The sequence below is a fragment of the Micromonospora desertarenae genome (assembly GCF_056150265.1).
On record NZ_JAXCFQ010000014.1, the window covers coordinates 109,734 to 125,466 of the forward strand.

Below are 15,733 nucleotides of genomic sequence, written 5' to 3' on the forward strand. Positions count from 1 at the left end.
GCTGATCGTTAAGTAATGGGCCCGGCTGTTCACCCGGCGGTCCGGGCTGGGCAGACTGGGGCGATGCCCGGCCCCGACCCGTCCGCTCCCGCCACCCACCGCCGTCGTACCAGGACGCCGGTCGCGGTGGCCGTCGCGCTCGCTGTGGCGGTGGGGGCCGGCGCCTGGTCGCTGCGGGACCGGGTCGACGGCGACGGCGGTACGCGGGCGCGCGGTGACGCCGCCGTCGTCGGCGTGGCGCCGGACCCGGCGGGCGGCGCCCGCGACTGCGCGGGACGGGCGGCCGGGGCGCCCCGCGAGCTGCGCGGCATGTGGATCACGACGGTGAACAACATCGACTGGCCGAGCCGGCGCGGGCTGCCGACCGCGACCGTGCAGGCCGAGTTCCGGGCCTGGCTGGACCTGGCCGTGCGCAACAACCACAACGCGGTCTTCGTGCACGTGCGGCCGAGCGGGGACGCGCTCTGGCCGTCCAGCTACGCGCCCTGGTCGGAGTGGCTGACCGGCCGCCGCGACGGCCGCGACCCGGGCTGGGACCCGATGGAGTTCATGGTCGCCGAGGCGCACGCCCGCAACCTGGAGTTCCACGCCTGGTTCAACCCGTACCGGGGCGGGCAGCCGGCCACCGTGGGCGGGCCCGGCCCCCGGCTGGACCAGTTGGCGCCGACCCATCCGCTGCGGCGGCACCGCGACTGGGTGGTGACCTATCCCAGCGCCGACCGGCCCGGCAGCCGCCTCTACTTCAACCCGGGCATCCCGCAGGCGCGCGCGTTCGTCGAGGACTCGATGCTGGAGGCGGTCCGCCGCTACGACGTCGACGGGGTGCACTTCGATGACTTCTTCTACCCGTACCCGGAGGCCGGGCAGGACTTCCCGGACGACGCGGCGTTCGCCCGGTACGGCCGGGGCTTCCCGGACAAGCACGCCTGGCGCCGGCACAACGTGAACACGCTGGTCCGCGAGATGAGCGAGCGGATCAAGGCGATCAAGCCGTGGGTGAAGTTCGGCATCAGCCCGTTCGGCATCTGGCGCAACAAGCGCACCGACCCCGCCGGCTCGGCCACCGCCGGGTTGCAGAGCTACGACGCCATCTACGCCGACACCCGGCTCTGGGTACGCGAGCAGTGGCTGGACTACGTCGTACCGCAGCTCTACTGGCACATCGGGTTCGACAAGGCCGACTACGCCAAGCTGCTGCCGTGGTGGACGGCCACGGTGAAGGGCACCCGGGTGCAGCTCTACATCGGCCAGGCCGACTACCGGGTGGGCGAGCGCGGCGCCTGGCGCGACCCGGCCGAGCTGGACCGCCAGCTCGCCCTCAACCGCCGGCACGGCGTGCACGGAAGCGTGCACTTCAGCGCCAAGCAGGTGCGCGCCGACAAGCTCGGGGCGGTGAGCCGCTATCGCGCGGCGCACTACGCGGGCCCGGCGCTGCTGCCCACGATGGCGCAGCTGCCGGCGGCGCCCCCGGCCGCCCCGACGGTCACCGGGACGCGGCGGGCGGACGGCGGCGGTGTCGAGCTGGCCTGGCGCGGCGACGGCGCGACCAGCTTCGCCGTCTACCGGGTGGACGGCGACGCCGCCCGGCTCGTCGGCACCACCCGGGACACCGGCTGGGTCGACCGCACCGCCCCGGCCCAGGGGCCGCTCACCTACTGCGTGTCCGGCCTGGACCGCAGCGGGAACGAGGGCGGGCTCAGCGCGCCGGCCGCGGTCGCCGGCTGACGCGGCGGCCGGACCGGGAGGGTCCGCTCGGGGCGGGCGCTCGCGCTGTGACCTGCGTTACCTCGGGTCGGACCGGGAATCAGATCATCGGATCCGGATTTGGAGTCAGGTGTGACTCCTGAGCTGTTTCCCGCCCGACTGCCCGCCGACCGCCCGGAATCGACCCGATGAGCGCCGTCGTCGAGGTTCCGGAGGCGGCCCCGCCGACGCCCGGTGACCTGATGAGCACCCGGCAGCGCCTGCGGCTGGTCCTCGTGCTCGGGTCGCTGATCGCGGTCGGACCGTTGACGATCGACATGTACCTGCCGGCGCTGCCCGCGATCGTCGCCGACTTCCACACCACGTCGGCGGCGGTCCAGCTGACCCTCACCGGCACCCTGGCGGGCCTCGCCCTCGGCCAGTTGCTGATCGGCCCGCTGTCCGACGCCGTCGGCCGCCGCAAACCGCTGATCGCCGGCATCGCGCTGCACGTCGTGGCGTCGCTGCTCTGCGTCGTCGCACCGAACGTCACCGTGCTCGGTGTCCTGCGGGTGGTGCAGGGCCTCGGCGTCGCGGCCGCCTCGGTGGTCGCCATGGCGGTGGTCCGCGACCTGTTCAGCGGCGCGGCCTTCGCCCGGCTGCTCTCCCGGCTGCTGCTGGTGATGGGAGCCGCGCCGATCCTCGCGCCGACCCTGGGCGGCGGGCTGCTGCGCTGGACCGACTGGCGCGGCGTGTTCGTGGCCCTGGCGGCGTTCGGGGTGCTGCTCGTCGTGGTCGCCGCCCTCGGCCTCCGGGAGACGCTGCCGGCCGATCGGCGCCGGCCCGCCGGGGTGGCCGCGACGGTCGCCGTCTACCGCTCGCTGCTGCGGGACCGGACCTTCGTGGGCCTGGTCCTGGTCGCCGGACTGGCCATGGCGGCCCTGTTCGCCTACGTGGCCGGGTCGTCGTTCGTGCTCCAGGAGCAGTACGGGCTGGACGAGCAGCAGTTCGGCCTGGCCTTCGGCGCCGGGGCGGTCGGGCTGATCGCGGCGACCCAGTTCAACGTACGGCTGCTGCGCCGCTATCCGCCGCAGCGGATCCTCGTCGTGGCCCTGGGCGTGGGGACCGCGGCGGGGCTGGCGCTGCTCGCCGTCGCCGCCACCGGGTTCGGCGGGCTGCCGAGCCTGCTGGTGTCGCTCTGGGTGGTGCTCGCCGCCGCGGGCCTGGCGATGCCGAACGCGCCGGCCCTGGCGTTGTCCCGGCACGGGGAGGCGGCCGGAACCGCGTCCGCGCTGCTCGGCGCCGTGCAGTTCGGCGTCGGCGCGCTGGCCGCGCCGCTGGTGGGCGTGCTGGGCACCGGCGCGGTGGCGATGGCCCTGGTGGTGGCCGGTGGCATGGTCGCCGCGACGGCGGTGCTGCTCGTGGTGGTCCGGCCGGCCCGGCTGGCCGAGCTGGGGTCGGAGCCGATCGTCGTGGCGGCGCACTGACGACCGGCGCGCCGGCGGTCACGGGCGTTCGACCCGGGTGGGGTTGCCGCGGACGAGTTCGTCGTGGACCCGCCAGCGGGCGGCGGTGACCGCCTGCCGGGCCGCCTCGTCACCGCGCTCGACGCGCTGCCGCAGCAACTGGACGGCGATCCGGCGGTTGAGGCTGAACCGCCGTTCGGTGTCGACCACGACGACCTGGCCCGACGGGCGGTGGGTCGCCCGCACCGCCGTGCTGACCTTGTTCCGGTGCTGGCCGCCGGGGCCGCCGGTGCGGCAGGCCACGATGTCGACGTCCGCTTCGGTGAACGTCGTGGTCGGGGCGTCGAGCGGGCACGGGTGGGCGATCACGTACCAGTTCTTCCGGCCGGCGCTCGGCCGGTACGGGCTCGGCGCCTGCCAGCACAGGGTTCCGGTCCACGACGCGGCGAACGGCTCCGCGCCGGCGCCGGCGATCCGGATCAGGACCGACCGGTAGGTGTCGCGCCGGTCGCCCGGCACCGTCCGGAGTCGACCGGTGGTCAGGCCGTGCCGGGTGGCGTCGGCTTCCAGCCGGCGCAGCAGCCGACCCAGCGCCCAGGCGCACTCCCGCGGGCCGCGTCCGGCGGAGATCAGCAGGTGGACGGTCACGGCCGGCCCCGCCGCCGACGGTCGTCCCGGCGGTTCGGCCGGGCTGCCGATCCGACGTCGGCGGTCTTGTAGGTGACCAGCGGAACCGTGGTGGCCACGGGCGTGGCCAGGCCGTGGTCGGCGAGGTCGCCGATCACCCGCTCGATCCGCTTGTAGGCGGTGGGCGCCTCCTCGAAGAGCAGTTGGCGGTCACCGCAGACCACCAGCGACCCCACCGGGGTGCGGCGCAACTCCTCGACGGTGTGCTTGGCCCGGCCCCGGCGCAGGGCGTCGGCGCGCGACATCTTCCGCCCCGCGCCGTGCGCCACCGAGTGGTTCGCCTCCGGCCCGGCGTGGGTGACCACCAGGTAGGAGGGGGTGCCGCGGGTGCCGGCGACGAGCACGTCCCGCCCGTCGCCCGGCGCCGCGCCCTTGCGGTGCAGGTAGACCCCGTCGTGGACCTCGACCAGGTTGTGGCACTGGTCGAGGACCGGCTCGGTGGGCTCCGCGCCGAGGGCGTGGGCCACCCGGGCGGCCAGCAGCCGCCGGTTGAGCGAGCCCCACCGTACGGCGTCGTCGTGCGCCGCCAGGTAGGTGGCGGGGTCCGGGGCGGGGCCGGCGCCGTGGACCTCGGTGTGCGCCCGCAGGATGCGCTCGCCCAGCCCCCGGGAACCGCTGTGCACGACGAGCACGAGGTCGCCGGCGTCGAGCCCGAGCCGGCTCGCGTGGCCCGGTTCGAAGACGGTGCCGATCCGGGCCAGTTCGACGAAGTGGTTACCCCGGCCGACCGTCCCGAGCCCCTCGACGTGACCGGCGGGCAGGTCGCCCGGCACGACCGCCCAGGCCGGGTCGTCGGCGTCCCGGTCCGGGTCGAGCGCCCGGTCGAGGTCGGGGAACCGGGCGGCCAGCCGCTCGGGCACGGCGCGCTTGAGCGCGATCGGGAAGACGGCGATGCCGCAGCCGATGTCGGAGCCCACCAGGAACGGATACAGCACCGTCGAGGTCATCGCGGCGCCGATCGGGGCGCCCTTGCCGGGGTGCAGGTCCGGCATGCCGGCGACGTGGATCATGCCGGCGAGGGCGGCCACCTGGTGGCACTGGGCGACCGCGGCGGACTCGATCCAGCTCGTGGGGGAGGCGAAGACGGTGACGGTGGCAGGGCCGGGCGGCGGCAGGGGCTCCTGCCGCACGGGGTGCTGGGACAAGGACGCTCACTTCCCGACGGGAGAGGGATGGACGGACGGAGGCGGCACCGGTCGGCGCCGGGCGGCCTCGGGCGGGGTGGGTCCGTCAGAACGTCATGGCTGTCACCCTGCCGGAGCCGGCCGTACGGCGGCAAGCGACTTTCGGCGGCGGACGGACGCCCCGCCGCCACAGCCCGCTGACCTCGCGCGGCGGGCGGCCCCGGCGGGGTCCCGGGTGGCGTCCGACATTCTTTCTTGACTCATTCCAGAAAACCGGCCACACTTCCGGCGTGACCACGGCTCTGGACCTCCAGCAGATGCTGCGTGGGGCCGCGTTGCGCGTGACCCGCCCCCGGGTGGCAGTGCTGAACGCGGTGCACGCGCATCCGCACGCCGACACGGACTCGATCATCGGTGCCGTGCGCCGGGACCTCCCCGAGGTCTCCCGCCAGGCGGTGTACGACGTGCTGCGCGCGCTGACCGCGGCGGGTCTGCTGCGGCGCATCGAGCCGCCCGGCTCCGTGGCCCGCTACGAGGCGCGTACCGGTGACAACCACCACCACGTCGTGTGCCGGTCCTGCGGCCTGATCGCCGACGTCGACTGCGCCGTCGGCGCGGCGCCCTGCCTGACCGCGTCCGACGACCACGGCTTCGCCATCGACGAGGCCGAGGTCGTCTACCGGGGCCGCTGCCCCGACTGCTCCACCGCTGGCAACTCCTGATCCCACTGTTCCCCCCACCACGGAAGGAAAGCGTTGTCCGAGAACCCGATGTCCGAGCACCACGAGGCCGTCGTCCACGACGCGGAGGCGGGTAGCGAGTCCCGCTGCCCGGTCGCGCACGGCCGCGCCCCCCACCCGACCCAGGGTGGCGGCAACCGCGCCTGGTGGCCGGAGAGCATCAACCTCAAGATCCTCGCCAAGAACCCCGCGGTGCGGAACCCCCTCGGCGAGGAGTTCGACTACGCCAAGGCGTTCCAGAGCCTCGACCTGGCCGCGGTGAAGCGGGACATCGCCGAGCTGCTGACGACCTCGCAGGAGTGGTGGCCGGCCGACTTCGGCCACTACGGGCCGCTCATGATCCGGATGGCCTGGCACAGCGCCGGCACGTACCGGATCAGCGACGGCCGGGGCGGCGCCGGTGCCGGCATGCAGCGCTTCGCGCCGCTCAACAGCTGGCCGGACAACGCGAACCTGGACAAGGCCCGCCGCCTGCTCTGGCCGGTCAAGAAGAAGTACGGCCAGAGCATCTCCTGGGCCGACCTCATGATCCTCGCCGGCAACGTCGCCCTGGAGTCGATGGGCTTCAAGACCTTCGGCTTCGCCGGCGGCCGGGCCGACGTGTGGGAGCCGGAGGAGGACGTCTACTGGGGCCCCGAGACCACGTGGCTGGGTGACCAGCGCTACACCGGCGACCGCGAGCTGGAGAACCCGCTCGCCGCGGTGCAGATGGGGCTCATCTACGTCAACCCCGAGGGCCCGAACGGCAACCCCGACCCGCTCGCCTCGGCCCGGGACATCCGCGAGACGTTCCGCCGGATGGGGATGAACGACGAGGAGACCGTCGCGCTGATCGCCGGCGGCCACACCTTCGGCAAGACCCACGGCGCCGGCCCCGCCGACCACGTCGGCCCGGAGCCGGAGGCCGCCCCGATCGAGCAGCAGGGCCTGGGCTGGAAGAGCAGCTTCGGCACCGGCAAGGGCGCCGACACGATCACCAGCGGCATCGAGGTGACCTGGACCTACCACCCGACCCGGTGGGACAACGAGTTCTTCCACATCCTGTTCGCCTACGACTGGGAGCTGGTGAAGTCCCCGGCGGGCGCCAACCAGTGGCGTCCGAAGAACGGCGCGGGCAGCGACATGGTGCCGGAGGCGCACGACCCGACGAAGCGCCGCGAGCCGCGGATGCTGACCAGCGACCTCGCCCTCCGGTTCGACCCGATCTACGAGCAGATCTCGCGGCGCTTCCACGAGCACCCGGAGGAGTTCGCGGACGCCTTCGCCCGGGCCTGGTTCAAGCTGACCCACCGCGACATGGGCCCGATCCAGCGCTACCTCGGCCCGGAGGTCCCGTCCGAGGTCTTGGTCTGGCAGGACCCGGTCCCGGCGGTGGACCACGAGCTGGTCGACGCCGACGACGTGGCCGCCCTCAAGGCGCAGATCCTCGCCTCCGGGCTGTCGGTGCCCCAGCTCGTCTCCACCGCGTGGGCGTCGGCGTCGACGTTCCGGGGCGGCGACAAGCGCGGCGGCGCCAACGGCGCGCGGATCCGCCTGGAGCCGCAGAACAGCTGGGAGGTCAACAACCCCGACGAGCTGGCCCGGGTGCTGCACACCCTGGAGGGGATCCAGCAGGCGTTCAACGCCGCCCAGACCGGCGGCAAGAAGGTCTCGCTCGCCGACCTGATCGTGCTCGCCGGCGGCGCCGGCGTCGAGCAGGCCGCCCGCAACGCCGGTTTCGACGTCGAGGTTCCCTTCACCCCGGGGCGCACCGACGCGACCCAGGAGCAGACCGACGTGGAGTCGTTCGCCGCGATGGAGCCGACCGCCGACGGCTTCCGCAACTACCTCGGCAAGGGCAACCGGCTGCCGGCCGAGTTCCTCCTGGTCGACAAGGCGAACCTGCTGACCCTGACCGCGCCCGAGATGACCGTCCTCGTCGGTGGTCTGCGCGTCCTGGGTGCCAACCACCGGCAGTCGCCGCTGGGCGTCTTCACCACGAACCCGGGCTCGCTGACCAACGACTTCTTCGTCAACCTGCTCGACCTGGGCACCACGTGGCGGGCGACGTCCGAGGACGCGAACACGTTCGAGGGCGTGGACGCCGCCACCGGCGAGGTCCGCTGGACCGGTACCCGCGTCGACCTGGTGTTCGGCTCCAACTCGGAGCTGCGCGCGCTCGCCGAGGTCTACGCGGGCGACGACGCGCGGGAGAAGTTCGTCCGGGACTTCGTCGCGGCGTGGGTCAAGGTGATGAACCTGGACCGGTTCGACCTCGTCTGATCCCGACGGAGCGGGCCGGCCGGCGTACCCGCCGGCCGGCCCGCTCGTCGTCGGTCGGGTGGTCGGCCGCCCGGCAGCGGTGCCACGGGACGGCGGGGCGACCGGGGGTGGTTGCGGGACGCCTGATTTGTCGCATACCCGTCCCGGCGGTGCCCCGTGCCTGTGCGAGGATCGACGGGCGTCACGTCGACCGGCTCGCCCGCCGGTCCGCCCACGCACGATCGCCGGCCGCCAGGCAGGTGAGCAGCGACCACTCCTCGTACCTCCTTGGAGAGCACCATGTCCCTCTCGCCGGCCCGGGTCTTCGCGGCGCTGAACCAGGTGCGACCCCCGCAGCGGTCGTGGCCGGTGCTGGGCAAGGCGGTGGTGGTCGGCGGCAGCGTCGCGGGGTTGCTGGCCGCGCGGGTGCTGTCCGACCACGCGGAGAGCGTCGTCGTCCTCGACCGGGACGACCTGCACGTGCCCGGCGGGCGGCCCGGCGTGCCGCAGGGCACGCAGCTGCACGCGCTGCTGCCCGGCGGCTTCCTCCAGCTCGAGCAGCTGTTCCCGGGCTTCCGCGAGCAGGCCCTGGCCCAGGGGGCGGTCGAGGCCCCGCCGGCGGCCCGGCGGAGCTATCTCGACGGTCGACGGAAGGTGGTCGTCCCCGACGACGCCGACAGCCTGGCGGGCAGCCGGCCACTGCTGGAGGGGCTGATCCGCCAGCAGGTGCTACGCCTGCCCAACGTCAAGACGGTCACCGCCCGGGCCACCGGTCTGGTGATCGACGGGGCCGTCACCACCGGGGTGCGCTTCGACGTCGGCGGGATGTCCGGCGTGGAGAGCGGAGATCTCGTGGTGGACGCCATGGGGCGGTCGAGCCGGCTGTCCGACTGGCTGGAGCGGGCCGGTTGGGACCGGCCGGTCACCCGGCGGATGCCGGTGCACCTCAACTACGCGACGGCCCTGTTCCGCCGCCGGGAGGCCAACCCGGCCCTGACTGTCGTCATGGCGCTGCACACCCCGAGGATGTCGTCCGACGTGGCCGGGGCCGCGTTCTTCGCCATCGAGGACGGCCGGTGGATGGCCATGATGGCCGGTTACGGGGACCACCGGCCGGGGTGTACCGCCGAGGACTTCGTCCGCCGGCTGCGCGAGCAGTTCCCGCCGGAGTTCGGCGAGGTCGCCGACAGCGAGCTGCTCGGCGACGTGCAGACCTACCGCCATGCCGACAGCCGGCGGCGGGAGTTCGCCGCGTTGGAGCGGTTCCCGGCCGGGCTGGTCAGCGTCGGCGACGCGGTGGCGTCGTTCAACCCGGTGTACGGGCAGGGCATGACGGCGGCGGCGCTGCACGCCGCCTGCCTGTCGACGTACCTGCGATCCCGGCCGGACCTGCGGGTGCCCGCGCGCCGGTTCCTCGCCCTGCAGAAGGTCGTGGTCGACGCCGCCTGGTCGATGTCGACCTCCGCGGACCTGGCACTGCCGCACGTCGACGGGCCCTACCCGCGCGGCTACCGGCTCTCCAGCTGGGTCAGCCGGCAGATCGTCGCGGCGACCGTCACGCACGTGCCGACCGCGCGGCGCTTCAACGAGGTGGTCTCCATGCGCGCGCACCCGCGATCGCTCGCCACCCCCGGCGTGGTCCTGGGCGCCCTGCGCGCCAACCTGCGCGCCCGCTGACTGGGTCACCGCCGGGTCAGCGCCGGGTGGCGCCGGGTCAGCGCCGGGTGGCGCCGACCTGGAGACCGTTCCCGGTCATCCGGGCCGGGCGGCGGCGGTCGGCCGGACCTGCCGCCCGGGGATCCGGGTCGCTGTCGGCCAGGAAGTTCTCGATCCCGGGATCGCGGCCGGTCACGCAGTTGTCCAGGATCTCCCGCGCGGCGGACCGGCTCGACTCGGCGAGGCCGACGTCCCCGGTCATCTGGTGAACCCGGGCGGACTGCCGCAGCACGATGCCGTACAGGAAGGGGCGGCCCAGGCCCTCGGCGAGGTGACCGGCCCGGTGCAGGTCGGCGAGGGCGGCCTCGGCTTCACCGCGGCGCACGGCCACCTCGGACCGGACGATCAGGCCGTGCCACTCCGCCTCGCCGTATCCCACCTCGCGGGCCTCGGCGATGCCGCGGTCCAGCCACCAGATCAGCGGCGTGCCGTCGGTGTAGAACTCGTGCTGGTCCTGCCGCCGGCACATGCAGGTGTAGCAGCCGGTCCGATCCGGCAGGAACGAGCCGACGACCGTCATCGGGCCGGTGTAGAGGGCCATGAACCAGGGTGTGCGGGTGCGCAGCGCCGCCTCGTTCGTCCAGCTCTGGATGAGCTGCACGGGCTTGTCCGCGCAGAGCACGAAGGCGTCGCGGTCGGCCATCAGCGGGGCGAGGTCCGCGGCGGAGCGCACCTGGCACTCCTCGCCGGTCACCTCCACCCCGGAGTTCATCGCCCGCAGTCGCTCCACCGCGACCTTCACCTTCGGCTGGCCGACGTCGCGCTCGGTGTAGAGCAGCTGGCGGGTCAGGTTCGGCTCGTCGACGACGTCGAAGTCGACGCAGTGCAGGCTGCCGACGCCGCTGGCGACCAGGCCGGCGGCCACCGCGGTGCCCGTGCCGCCGAGGCCGAGCAGGGCCACGCGGGCCCGCCCGATCCGCGCCTGGACCTCGTAGGGCGACCGGCGCGGAGTGGGGTCGATCCAGGAGTAGAAGTGCCGCGCGCGGTCGTACCGGGCGGCGGCCTCGGGCGGGAAGCCGTCGGGCAGCGGCGCGCCGGCGTCCTCGACGAACCCCTGCTCGATGAGCTGGTCCACCACCTCCCGGACGCTCTCCTCGTCCAGATCCGGGTGGGTGACGGCGAGATCGGCACAGACCTGGGCCAGGTCGCGGGTGCCGTCCAGCAGCGCCAGGATCCGGGCTACGCTGCCCTCCTCGTCGTCCTGGATCTCGGCGGCGACGCCGTACTGCATCAGCCCGATGAGCAGTCGACTCCCCGGCAGGCGGTACGGCTGATGGACACGCTTGACACGTGGCCTGAGCATGGGCATCCGCGACCTCACAACCCTCGCTGGGACAGGGGCGCCCGGGCCGGCCGGGAAGGACCGGAGCCCGGACGAAACCTGGTCTGGCGACGGCACTTCGGTCGCTACCCCCGATATTCCGTAGCGACCGAAGCGCCGTCGCCGGATCAGCCGCCGACGGCGTCGCGGACGCCCGTCGTCTCCAGCTTCTCCAGCTTGCGGACCTTGAGCGCCAGCTTCTTCGTGCCGGTCTGCTCGACCTTGGCCTTCTCCATGGCATGCCTCCTCGGGTCGCATCGCCTCCCGGTCACCCCGGCAGGTGAACCCCACCCTGTCGCCCGCCGTCATCAGCTCGACACAAGTCGATCATCAACGATCGGCCGCGACCGTCGCGGCGGTGAGTTCGCCAGCGCTCCGGTAGTGCTGGCCTGCCCGCGCGGGACGGCGGCGCGGCGACCGCGATCCACTGGTGGCGGGAGAGCCGACCCGATCGGGTGGTTGGATGTGCGCCGTGCGGCTGTCTGCTGGAACGGTGTGCTGGTCGGTGGTTGCCGGCGCGGTGGTGGTGCACGTACTCGGGGCGCTGTCGGACGCGCCGGTGCTCGCCGGGCAGGCGACCGGGGTGGCCCTCGCCGGGCTCGCCGCCATCGTGCTGCTCGGCGGCGGGCGGGGGCGTGTCCTGGTGGCTGCCGGTGCCGGCGTCCTCGCGGTCGACGCCGCGCTGTCGGCGCGCGACGTGGGCGGGCCGAGGTACCTGTCGCCGTTCTACGCGCCGCTGGGCGCGCCCGAGCCGTACTCCGTCGGCGCGGATCTGTCCTGGCTGGGGGAGGCGTTGTCGGCGCAGCTCACCGCGCACTGGCCGATGGTGCTGGGCACCTGGTTGATCTGCGGCGGCACGGTGGTGACGCTGGCCGACCGGCCGCGGACCGAGGCGCGCTGGCCGCGTCGCGTCGCCTGGGCCGTCGTCGCGGTGGTGGCGGCCGTCCTGCTCGTCGACGTCGACGGCGGGACGCTGGCCCGGCGGCTGGTCACGCTCGGCGCGCGGGTGCCGACCATGGTGGCGGTCGCCGCCGGGCTTGCGGTGCTCGTGGTGGCCGCCGGCCGACGGTGGCGCTCCGGGGTGCCGGCCGTGCTGGGCGGTTTGCTGCTGATCACCGCCGTGCTCGCCGCCGACCTGGCGGGCGCGGGGCCGGCCCGGCCGATGGTCTGGCAGGCGGCAGAGGTGGTCACCGGGGGCTCGGCGTTCCTGGAGCCCGGGTACCGCCGGGAGGCGGTGGTCGCCGTGGCGATCGGCCAGCCCTCGTCGCCGGGGCCGGCCACGGCACCGCTGCCGGCGTTGCTGCCGGTCCTCGCGGTCGCGCTGCTCGCGCTCGCGGTGCCCGGCCGGCGCCGCAGCGGGGCCGTCCGTGGTGACGGCCCCGACGCGACCGGCGACTGAGGGCGGCGGGCGCGCGGCCGCCGTGAATGGACGGATCGGCGATGGATCGATCGACGGGACTGCCGCCCACGCCCGCCATGTGACATGTTCGGGGGCACCCCTGGCCGACCGTGGCCACGGCCCGACGAAGGGAGCCGCGCGTGCGTCGATCCCCCTATCTGGCCCTACTCGGCGTCGGCGTGTCCGGCGCGTTGCTGCTCAGCGCCGCCCCGGCGGCGGCCCGACCCGCGGCCGCCCCACCATCCGGCATCGTGGTCGTCGACGGCATGACCCAGCCGGTCTTCTCGCTCGCCGACGCGATCGAGGAGCGGGTGTACGTGCAGACCACCGTCGACACCGACCACGGCGGCCGGCTCGACCGGGTGGCGATCGACATCTCCCGGCCCCGGGAGACCGCCACCCAGGGGCTCAAGGTGCCGGTCATCTTCGAGCACAGCCCGTACCGCAAGGACGTCTGGGGCGACGTGCCGTACCCGAGCGTGCTGGTGGACGAGCTGCCGCAGAACGGGCTGACCCGCGGCTCCGGGCTGCGGGCGCTCGACCTGGGCGTGCAGCGCGCCGGGGCGAAGGCCAACCTGCCCGGCTCGCTGGACGACTACTACGTCCCGCGCGGCTACGCGGTGGTGCTCGGCCAGAGCGTCGGCACCGGCGACTCCGACGGCTGCCCGACCAGCGGCGACCACGCCGAGACGCTCGGCACCAGGGCGGTCGTCGACTGGCTGAACGGGCGGGCGCCGGGGTACGACGCGAACGGCGCGCCGGTCACCGCCGGCTGGACCACCGGCGCGGTCGGCATGACCGGCGTCTCCTACAACGGCACGCTGCCCAACCAGGTGGCCACCACCGGGGTCGAGGGACTCCGCACGATCGTGCCGGTCGCCGCGATCAGCAGCTGGTACGACTACTACCGGGCCAACGGTCTGGTCGTCGCGCCGGGGACGTTCCAGGGCGAGGACACCGACGTCCTGGCCCGGTTCACCGCCGGCCGGGCCCGGGCCGAGGGTCCCTGCGCCGACGAGATCGCCCGGCTCACCGCGGAGCAGGACCGGGTCACCGGCGACTACACGAGCTTCTGGGGGGACCGCGACCACCTCGACGCCCGGCGCGTCGAGGCGAGCGTCTTCGTGGTGCACGGCCTCAACGACTGGAACGTGAAGACCGAGCACTTCGCCGGCTGGTGGGACGAGCTCGCCCGGCGGGACGTACCGCGCAAGATCTGGCTGCACCAGGGCGGGCACGGCGGCCCGGGCAGCAACGCGTCGGTGACCCTGCCCGACGGCCGGACCTGGACCTACAAGCAGACCGAGAACCGCTGGTTCGACTACTGGCTCTGGGGCGTGCGCAACGGGATCATGGAGGAGCCGACCGCGGTGGTGCAGCGGGAGAACCGCGTCTACACCACGTACCGCAACTGGCCCGACCCGGGCGCCCGCGCGGTCGCCCTGAAGCTGGCCGCGACCGACGCCACCGGACCGGGCACGCTCACCACGGGCGGGCGGCCACAGGGGAGGGTCGAGCAGGGCTTCGTCGACGAGGGCCGGACCATCCACCCGGACGCCCTGGTGGCCAACCCGGACGCGGCGAGCCCGAACCGGCTCGTCTACCGGTCCCCGGCGCTGAGCCGGGACGTCCGCATCTCCGGTCGCCCCGAGATGCGGTTGCGGATGGCCATCGACAACAAGCCGGACGCGAACCTCACCGTGTACCTGGTCGACTACGGCCCGGCCGGCTCGACCGCCACGCCGACCGTGGTGACCCGGGGCTGGATGGACCCGCAGAACCGCAACGACCCGGCCCGCACCCAGCCGGTGAAGCAGGGCAAGCGGTACGACTACCGGTGGACCCTGGAGCCGAAGGACTACGTCTTCCCGGCCGGCCACCGGATCGGGGTGGTCGTCTTCTCCAGCGACCAGGAGTACACCCTGCTGCCGCTCGGCGGCACCCGGCTGCGGGTCGCGCCGGGCGACAGCGAGCTGCGGCTGCCGGTGGTCGGGGGCAGGGCCGTCCTCGGCTTCTGAGCCGGCCCCGAGCGGCGGGAGCGACCGGCGGCTTCAGGTGGCCGGCGGTCGGCTGTGGCACTGACCGAGGTGGGGCGGTTCCGGCGGGTCGGAACCGCCCCACCGGGCCGTCCGGTGGCCGCCTGGTCAGGCCCAGCCCCGCCGGTTGCGGCGTCCGCGACGTTCGCCGCCCGGCGTCGGGCCGCCGGCTACGAGGGCACTGATCCGGATCTGCCCACCGCCCGTCGTCCGGCGAACGGCGTGCTCGCCGGGATCGGGCCGCGGGACGCCTTCCACGTGCACAACCTGACCGGACGCGCGGATGTGGTCCGACGTGGTCGGCGGCTTCTACCTGTATCCGGGCACCGCCAGCGCCGCGGGCGCCGTGGCCGGCCTGGCCGGACCGGCGGCGGTCGCGCCGGGCGGCGGGGAATACGTCCGCCGCTGAGCCGCCGACCGAACGGGGGCGCGCCGGTCCCGCCGGTGCGCCCCCGCCGCGCGCCTCACGCCGTCGCGGTCAGGAAGGCCACGAGCGGGTCGACCAGTCGGGCCGGCGCGCGGTTGATGCCGTCGTGGCCGCAGCGCGGCACCGGCAGCACCCGCATCCGCGGCAGGGCGGTGGCCAGGGCGGCCGCGATCTTCGGGTAGTACGGCGGCCCGGCCTGCCCGTAGGCGAACAGCACCTCCGCGTTCACGCCCGCGTACTGCTCGGGCGCGCCGCCGTGCGCCGCGACCAGGGCGGTCTCGTCGAGGGTGATGTCGAGCAGTTCGCTCATCTGCCGCCCGATCCGGGTGCGCAGGAAGAGCCGGCAGAGCGCGGTCTGCGCGCCGAGCGGCAGTCGGGACGCCGGGAGGTGCGGGTTGGCGGCGGCGCCGACGATCGCCATCGCGCGGGCGGGGTCGCCGGCGCGCAGCGCGGCCCGCGCCGAGGCGATGAACTCGCCGGTGAGGATGCCGTCGACCGAGACGGCCGGGTCGTAGAGCGCGAGCCGGGCGATCGGCAGGGTGAGCGCGGCGCGCAGCGCGATGAAGCCGCCCGAGCTGTGCCCGACGACGGTGCGGGCGCCGGTGTGCGCGAGCACCGCGCCGAGGTCTTCGATCTCCTGCGCCACCGTGTACGGCTCGCGGCGCGCGGGGGCGTCCGCCCGGCCGCGCCGGTTGTAGAGGTGCACGGTGCAGCGTTCGGCGAGGGCGGTGGCCAGCCTGCGGTAGGGCTCGATGGTGACCCCACCGCCGTGCACCACGACGACGTCCGGGCCGGCGCCGGTGGAGTGCAGCACGATCTTCTCGCCGTCCGGGGCGATGATCCGGTCCATGGTGTTCCGCCTTCCCCGCGTCTCCGCGTCGGCCAAAAACTGC

12 protein-coding genes are annotated in these 15,733 nt (G+C 74.4%); 8 read left to right on the forward strand and 4 right to left on the reverse strand.

Annotation, left to right across the window (positions count from 1 at the left end; translation table 11 throughout):
* Positions 1-63: 63 nt before the first annotated feature.
* Positions 64-1,725, forward strand: coding sequence for a glycoside hydrolase family 10-like protein (locus tag SM577_RS25485; protein ID WP_474588158.1), 1,662 nt, complete (start codon positions 64-66; stop codon positions 1,723-1,725).
* Positions 1,726-1,946: 221 nt separating this feature from the next.
* The gene (locus SM577_RS25490; protein WP_474588192.1) at positions 1,947-3,170 is read left to right on the forward strand and encodes a multidrug effflux MFS transporter; all 1,224 of its coding nucleotides are present in this window, start codon (positions 1,947-1,949) and stop codon (positions 3,168-3,170) included.
* 18 nt (positions 3,171-3,188) lie between these two features.
* Here the strand turns inward: SM577_RS25490 and prfH are convergent, their stop codons facing one another.
* Together prfH and SM577_RS25500 are read right to left on the reverse strand one after the other, a co-directional pair.
* A complete protein-coding gene (gene prfH / locus SM577_RS25495) occupies positions 3,189-3,797 on the reverse strand; it encodes a peptide chain release factor H (RefSeq protein ID WP_302917260.1) in 609 nt (202 codons plus the stop codon).
* The gene (locus SM577_RS25500) at positions 3,794-4,981 is read right to left on the reverse strand and encodes an RNA ligase RtcB family protein (RefSeq protein WP_474581726.1); all 1,188 of its coding nucleotides are present in this window, start codon (positions 4,979-4,981) and stop codon (positions 3,794-3,796) included. Before SM577_RS25500 ends, prfH begins: the two co-directional genes overlap by 4 nt.
* Positions 4,982-5,277: 296 nt before the next feature.
* On the opposite strand from SM577_RS25500, the gene SM577_RS25505 reads away from it, so the two are divergent.
* The 3 genes from SM577_RS25505 to SM577_RS25515 all read left to right on the forward strand — a co-directional run bounded on the left by SM577_RS25505 (position 5,278) and on the right by SM577_RS25515 (position 9,618).
* The gene (locus SM577_RS25505; RefSeq protein ID WP_302918684.1) at positions 5,278-5,682 is read left to right on the forward strand and encodes a Fur family transcriptional regulator; all 405 of its coding nucleotides are present in this window, start codon (positions 5,278-5,280) and stop codon (positions 5,680-5,682) included.
* Positions 5,683-5,730: 48 nt separating this feature from the next.
* Positions 5,731-7,962 (forward strand): catalase/peroxidase HPI, encoded by a 2,232-nt coding sequence (katG, locus tag SM577_RS25510; protein ID WP_302917258.1) that lies wholly within the window; start codon positions 5,731-5,733, stop codon positions 7,960-7,962.
* 279 nt (positions 7,963-8,241) lie between these two features.
* A complete protein-coding gene (locus SM577_RS25515) occupies positions 8,242-9,618 on the forward strand; it encodes an FAD-dependent oxidoreductase (RefSeq protein WP_302917257.1) in 1,377 nt (458 codons plus the stop codon).
* A 37-nt stretch (positions 9,619-9,655) separates the two neighbouring features.
* Here the strand turns inward: SM577_RS25515 and SM577_RS25520 are convergent, their stop codons facing one another.
* Positions 9,656-10,888 carry a HesA/MoeB/ThiF family protein gene (locus tag SM577_RS25520; protein ID WP_474588159.1) on the reverse strand — a complete coding sequence of 411 codons (1,233 nt, stop codon included), beginning with the start codon at positions 10,886-10,888 and terminating at the stop codon, positions 9,656-9,658.
* A 562-nt stretch (positions 10,889-11,450) separates the two neighbouring features.
* Here SM577_RS25520 and SM577_RS25525 point away from each other — a divergent pair.
* From SM577_RS25525 to SM577_RS25535, 3 genes are all read left to right on the forward strand, one after another.
* Positions 11,451-12,377, forward strand: a complete 927-nt coding sequence (locus tag SM577_RS25525; protein ID WP_474588160.1) for a hypothetical protein — start codon at positions 11,451-11,453, stop codon at positions 12,375-12,377.
* 140 nt (positions 12,378-12,517) lie between these two features.
* On the forward strand, positions 12,518-14,395 hold the full coding sequence (locus tag SM577_RS25530; RefSeq protein ID WP_474588161.1) for a Xaa-Pro dipeptidyl-peptidase: 1,878 nt from the start codon (positions 12,518-12,520) through the stop codon (positions 14,393-14,395).
* Positions 14,396-14,696: 301 nt separating this feature from the next.
* Positions 14,697-14,822 (forward strand): hypothetical protein, encoded by a 126-nt coding sequence (locus tag SM577_RS25535; protein WP_474588162.1) that lies wholly within the window; start codon positions 14,697-14,699, stop codon positions 14,820-14,822.
* 55 nt (positions 14,823-14,877) lie between these two features.
* Here SM577_RS25535 and SM577_RS25540 read toward each other — a convergent pair whose 3' ends face one another.
* Positions 14,878-15,690: an alpha/beta fold hydrolase gene (locus SM577_RS25540; RefSeq protein ID WP_302917250.1), complete on the reverse strand. Its 813-nt coding sequence runs from the start codon at positions 15,688-15,690 to the stop codon at positions 14,878-14,880.
* Between the last annotated feature and the right edge of the window lie 43 nt (positions 15,691-15,733).

Excerpts from the sequence above, each read along its gene's own strand:
- SM577_RS25485 (WP_474588158.1), top strand. The coding sequence starts at position 64 with ATGCCCGGCCCCGACCCGTCCGCTCCCGCCACCCACCGCCGTCGTACC.
- SM577_RS25490 (WP_474588192.1), top strand. The coding sequence starts at position 1,947 with ATGAGCACCCGGCAGCGCCTGCGGCTGGTCCTCGTGCTCGGGTCGCTG.
- SM577_RS25505 (WP_302918684.1), top strand. The coding sequence starts at position 5,278 with ATGCTGCGTGGGGCCGCGTTGCGCGTGACCCGCCCCCGGGTGGCAGTG.
- katG (WP_302917258.1), top strand. The coding sequence starts at position 5,731 with ATGTCCGAGCACCACGAGGCCGTCGTCCACGACGCGGAGGCGGGTAGC.
- SM577_RS25515 (WP_302917257.1), top strand. The coding sequence starts at position 8,242 with ATGTCCCTCTCGCCGGCCCGGGTCTTCGCGGCGCTGAACCAGGTGCGA.
- SM577_RS25520 (WP_474588159.1), bottom strand. The coding sequence starts at position 10,888 with ATGCAGTACGGCGTCGCCGCCGAGATCCAGGACGACGAGGAGGGCAGC.
- SM577_RS25535 (WP_474588162.1), top strand. The coding sequence starts at position 14,697 with ATGTGGTCCGACGTGGTCGGCGGCTTCTACCTGTATCCGGGCACCGCC.
- SM577_RS25540 (WP_302917250.1), bottom strand. The coding sequence starts at position 15,690 with ATGGACCGGATCATCGCCCCGGACGGCGAGAAGATCGTGCTGCACTCC.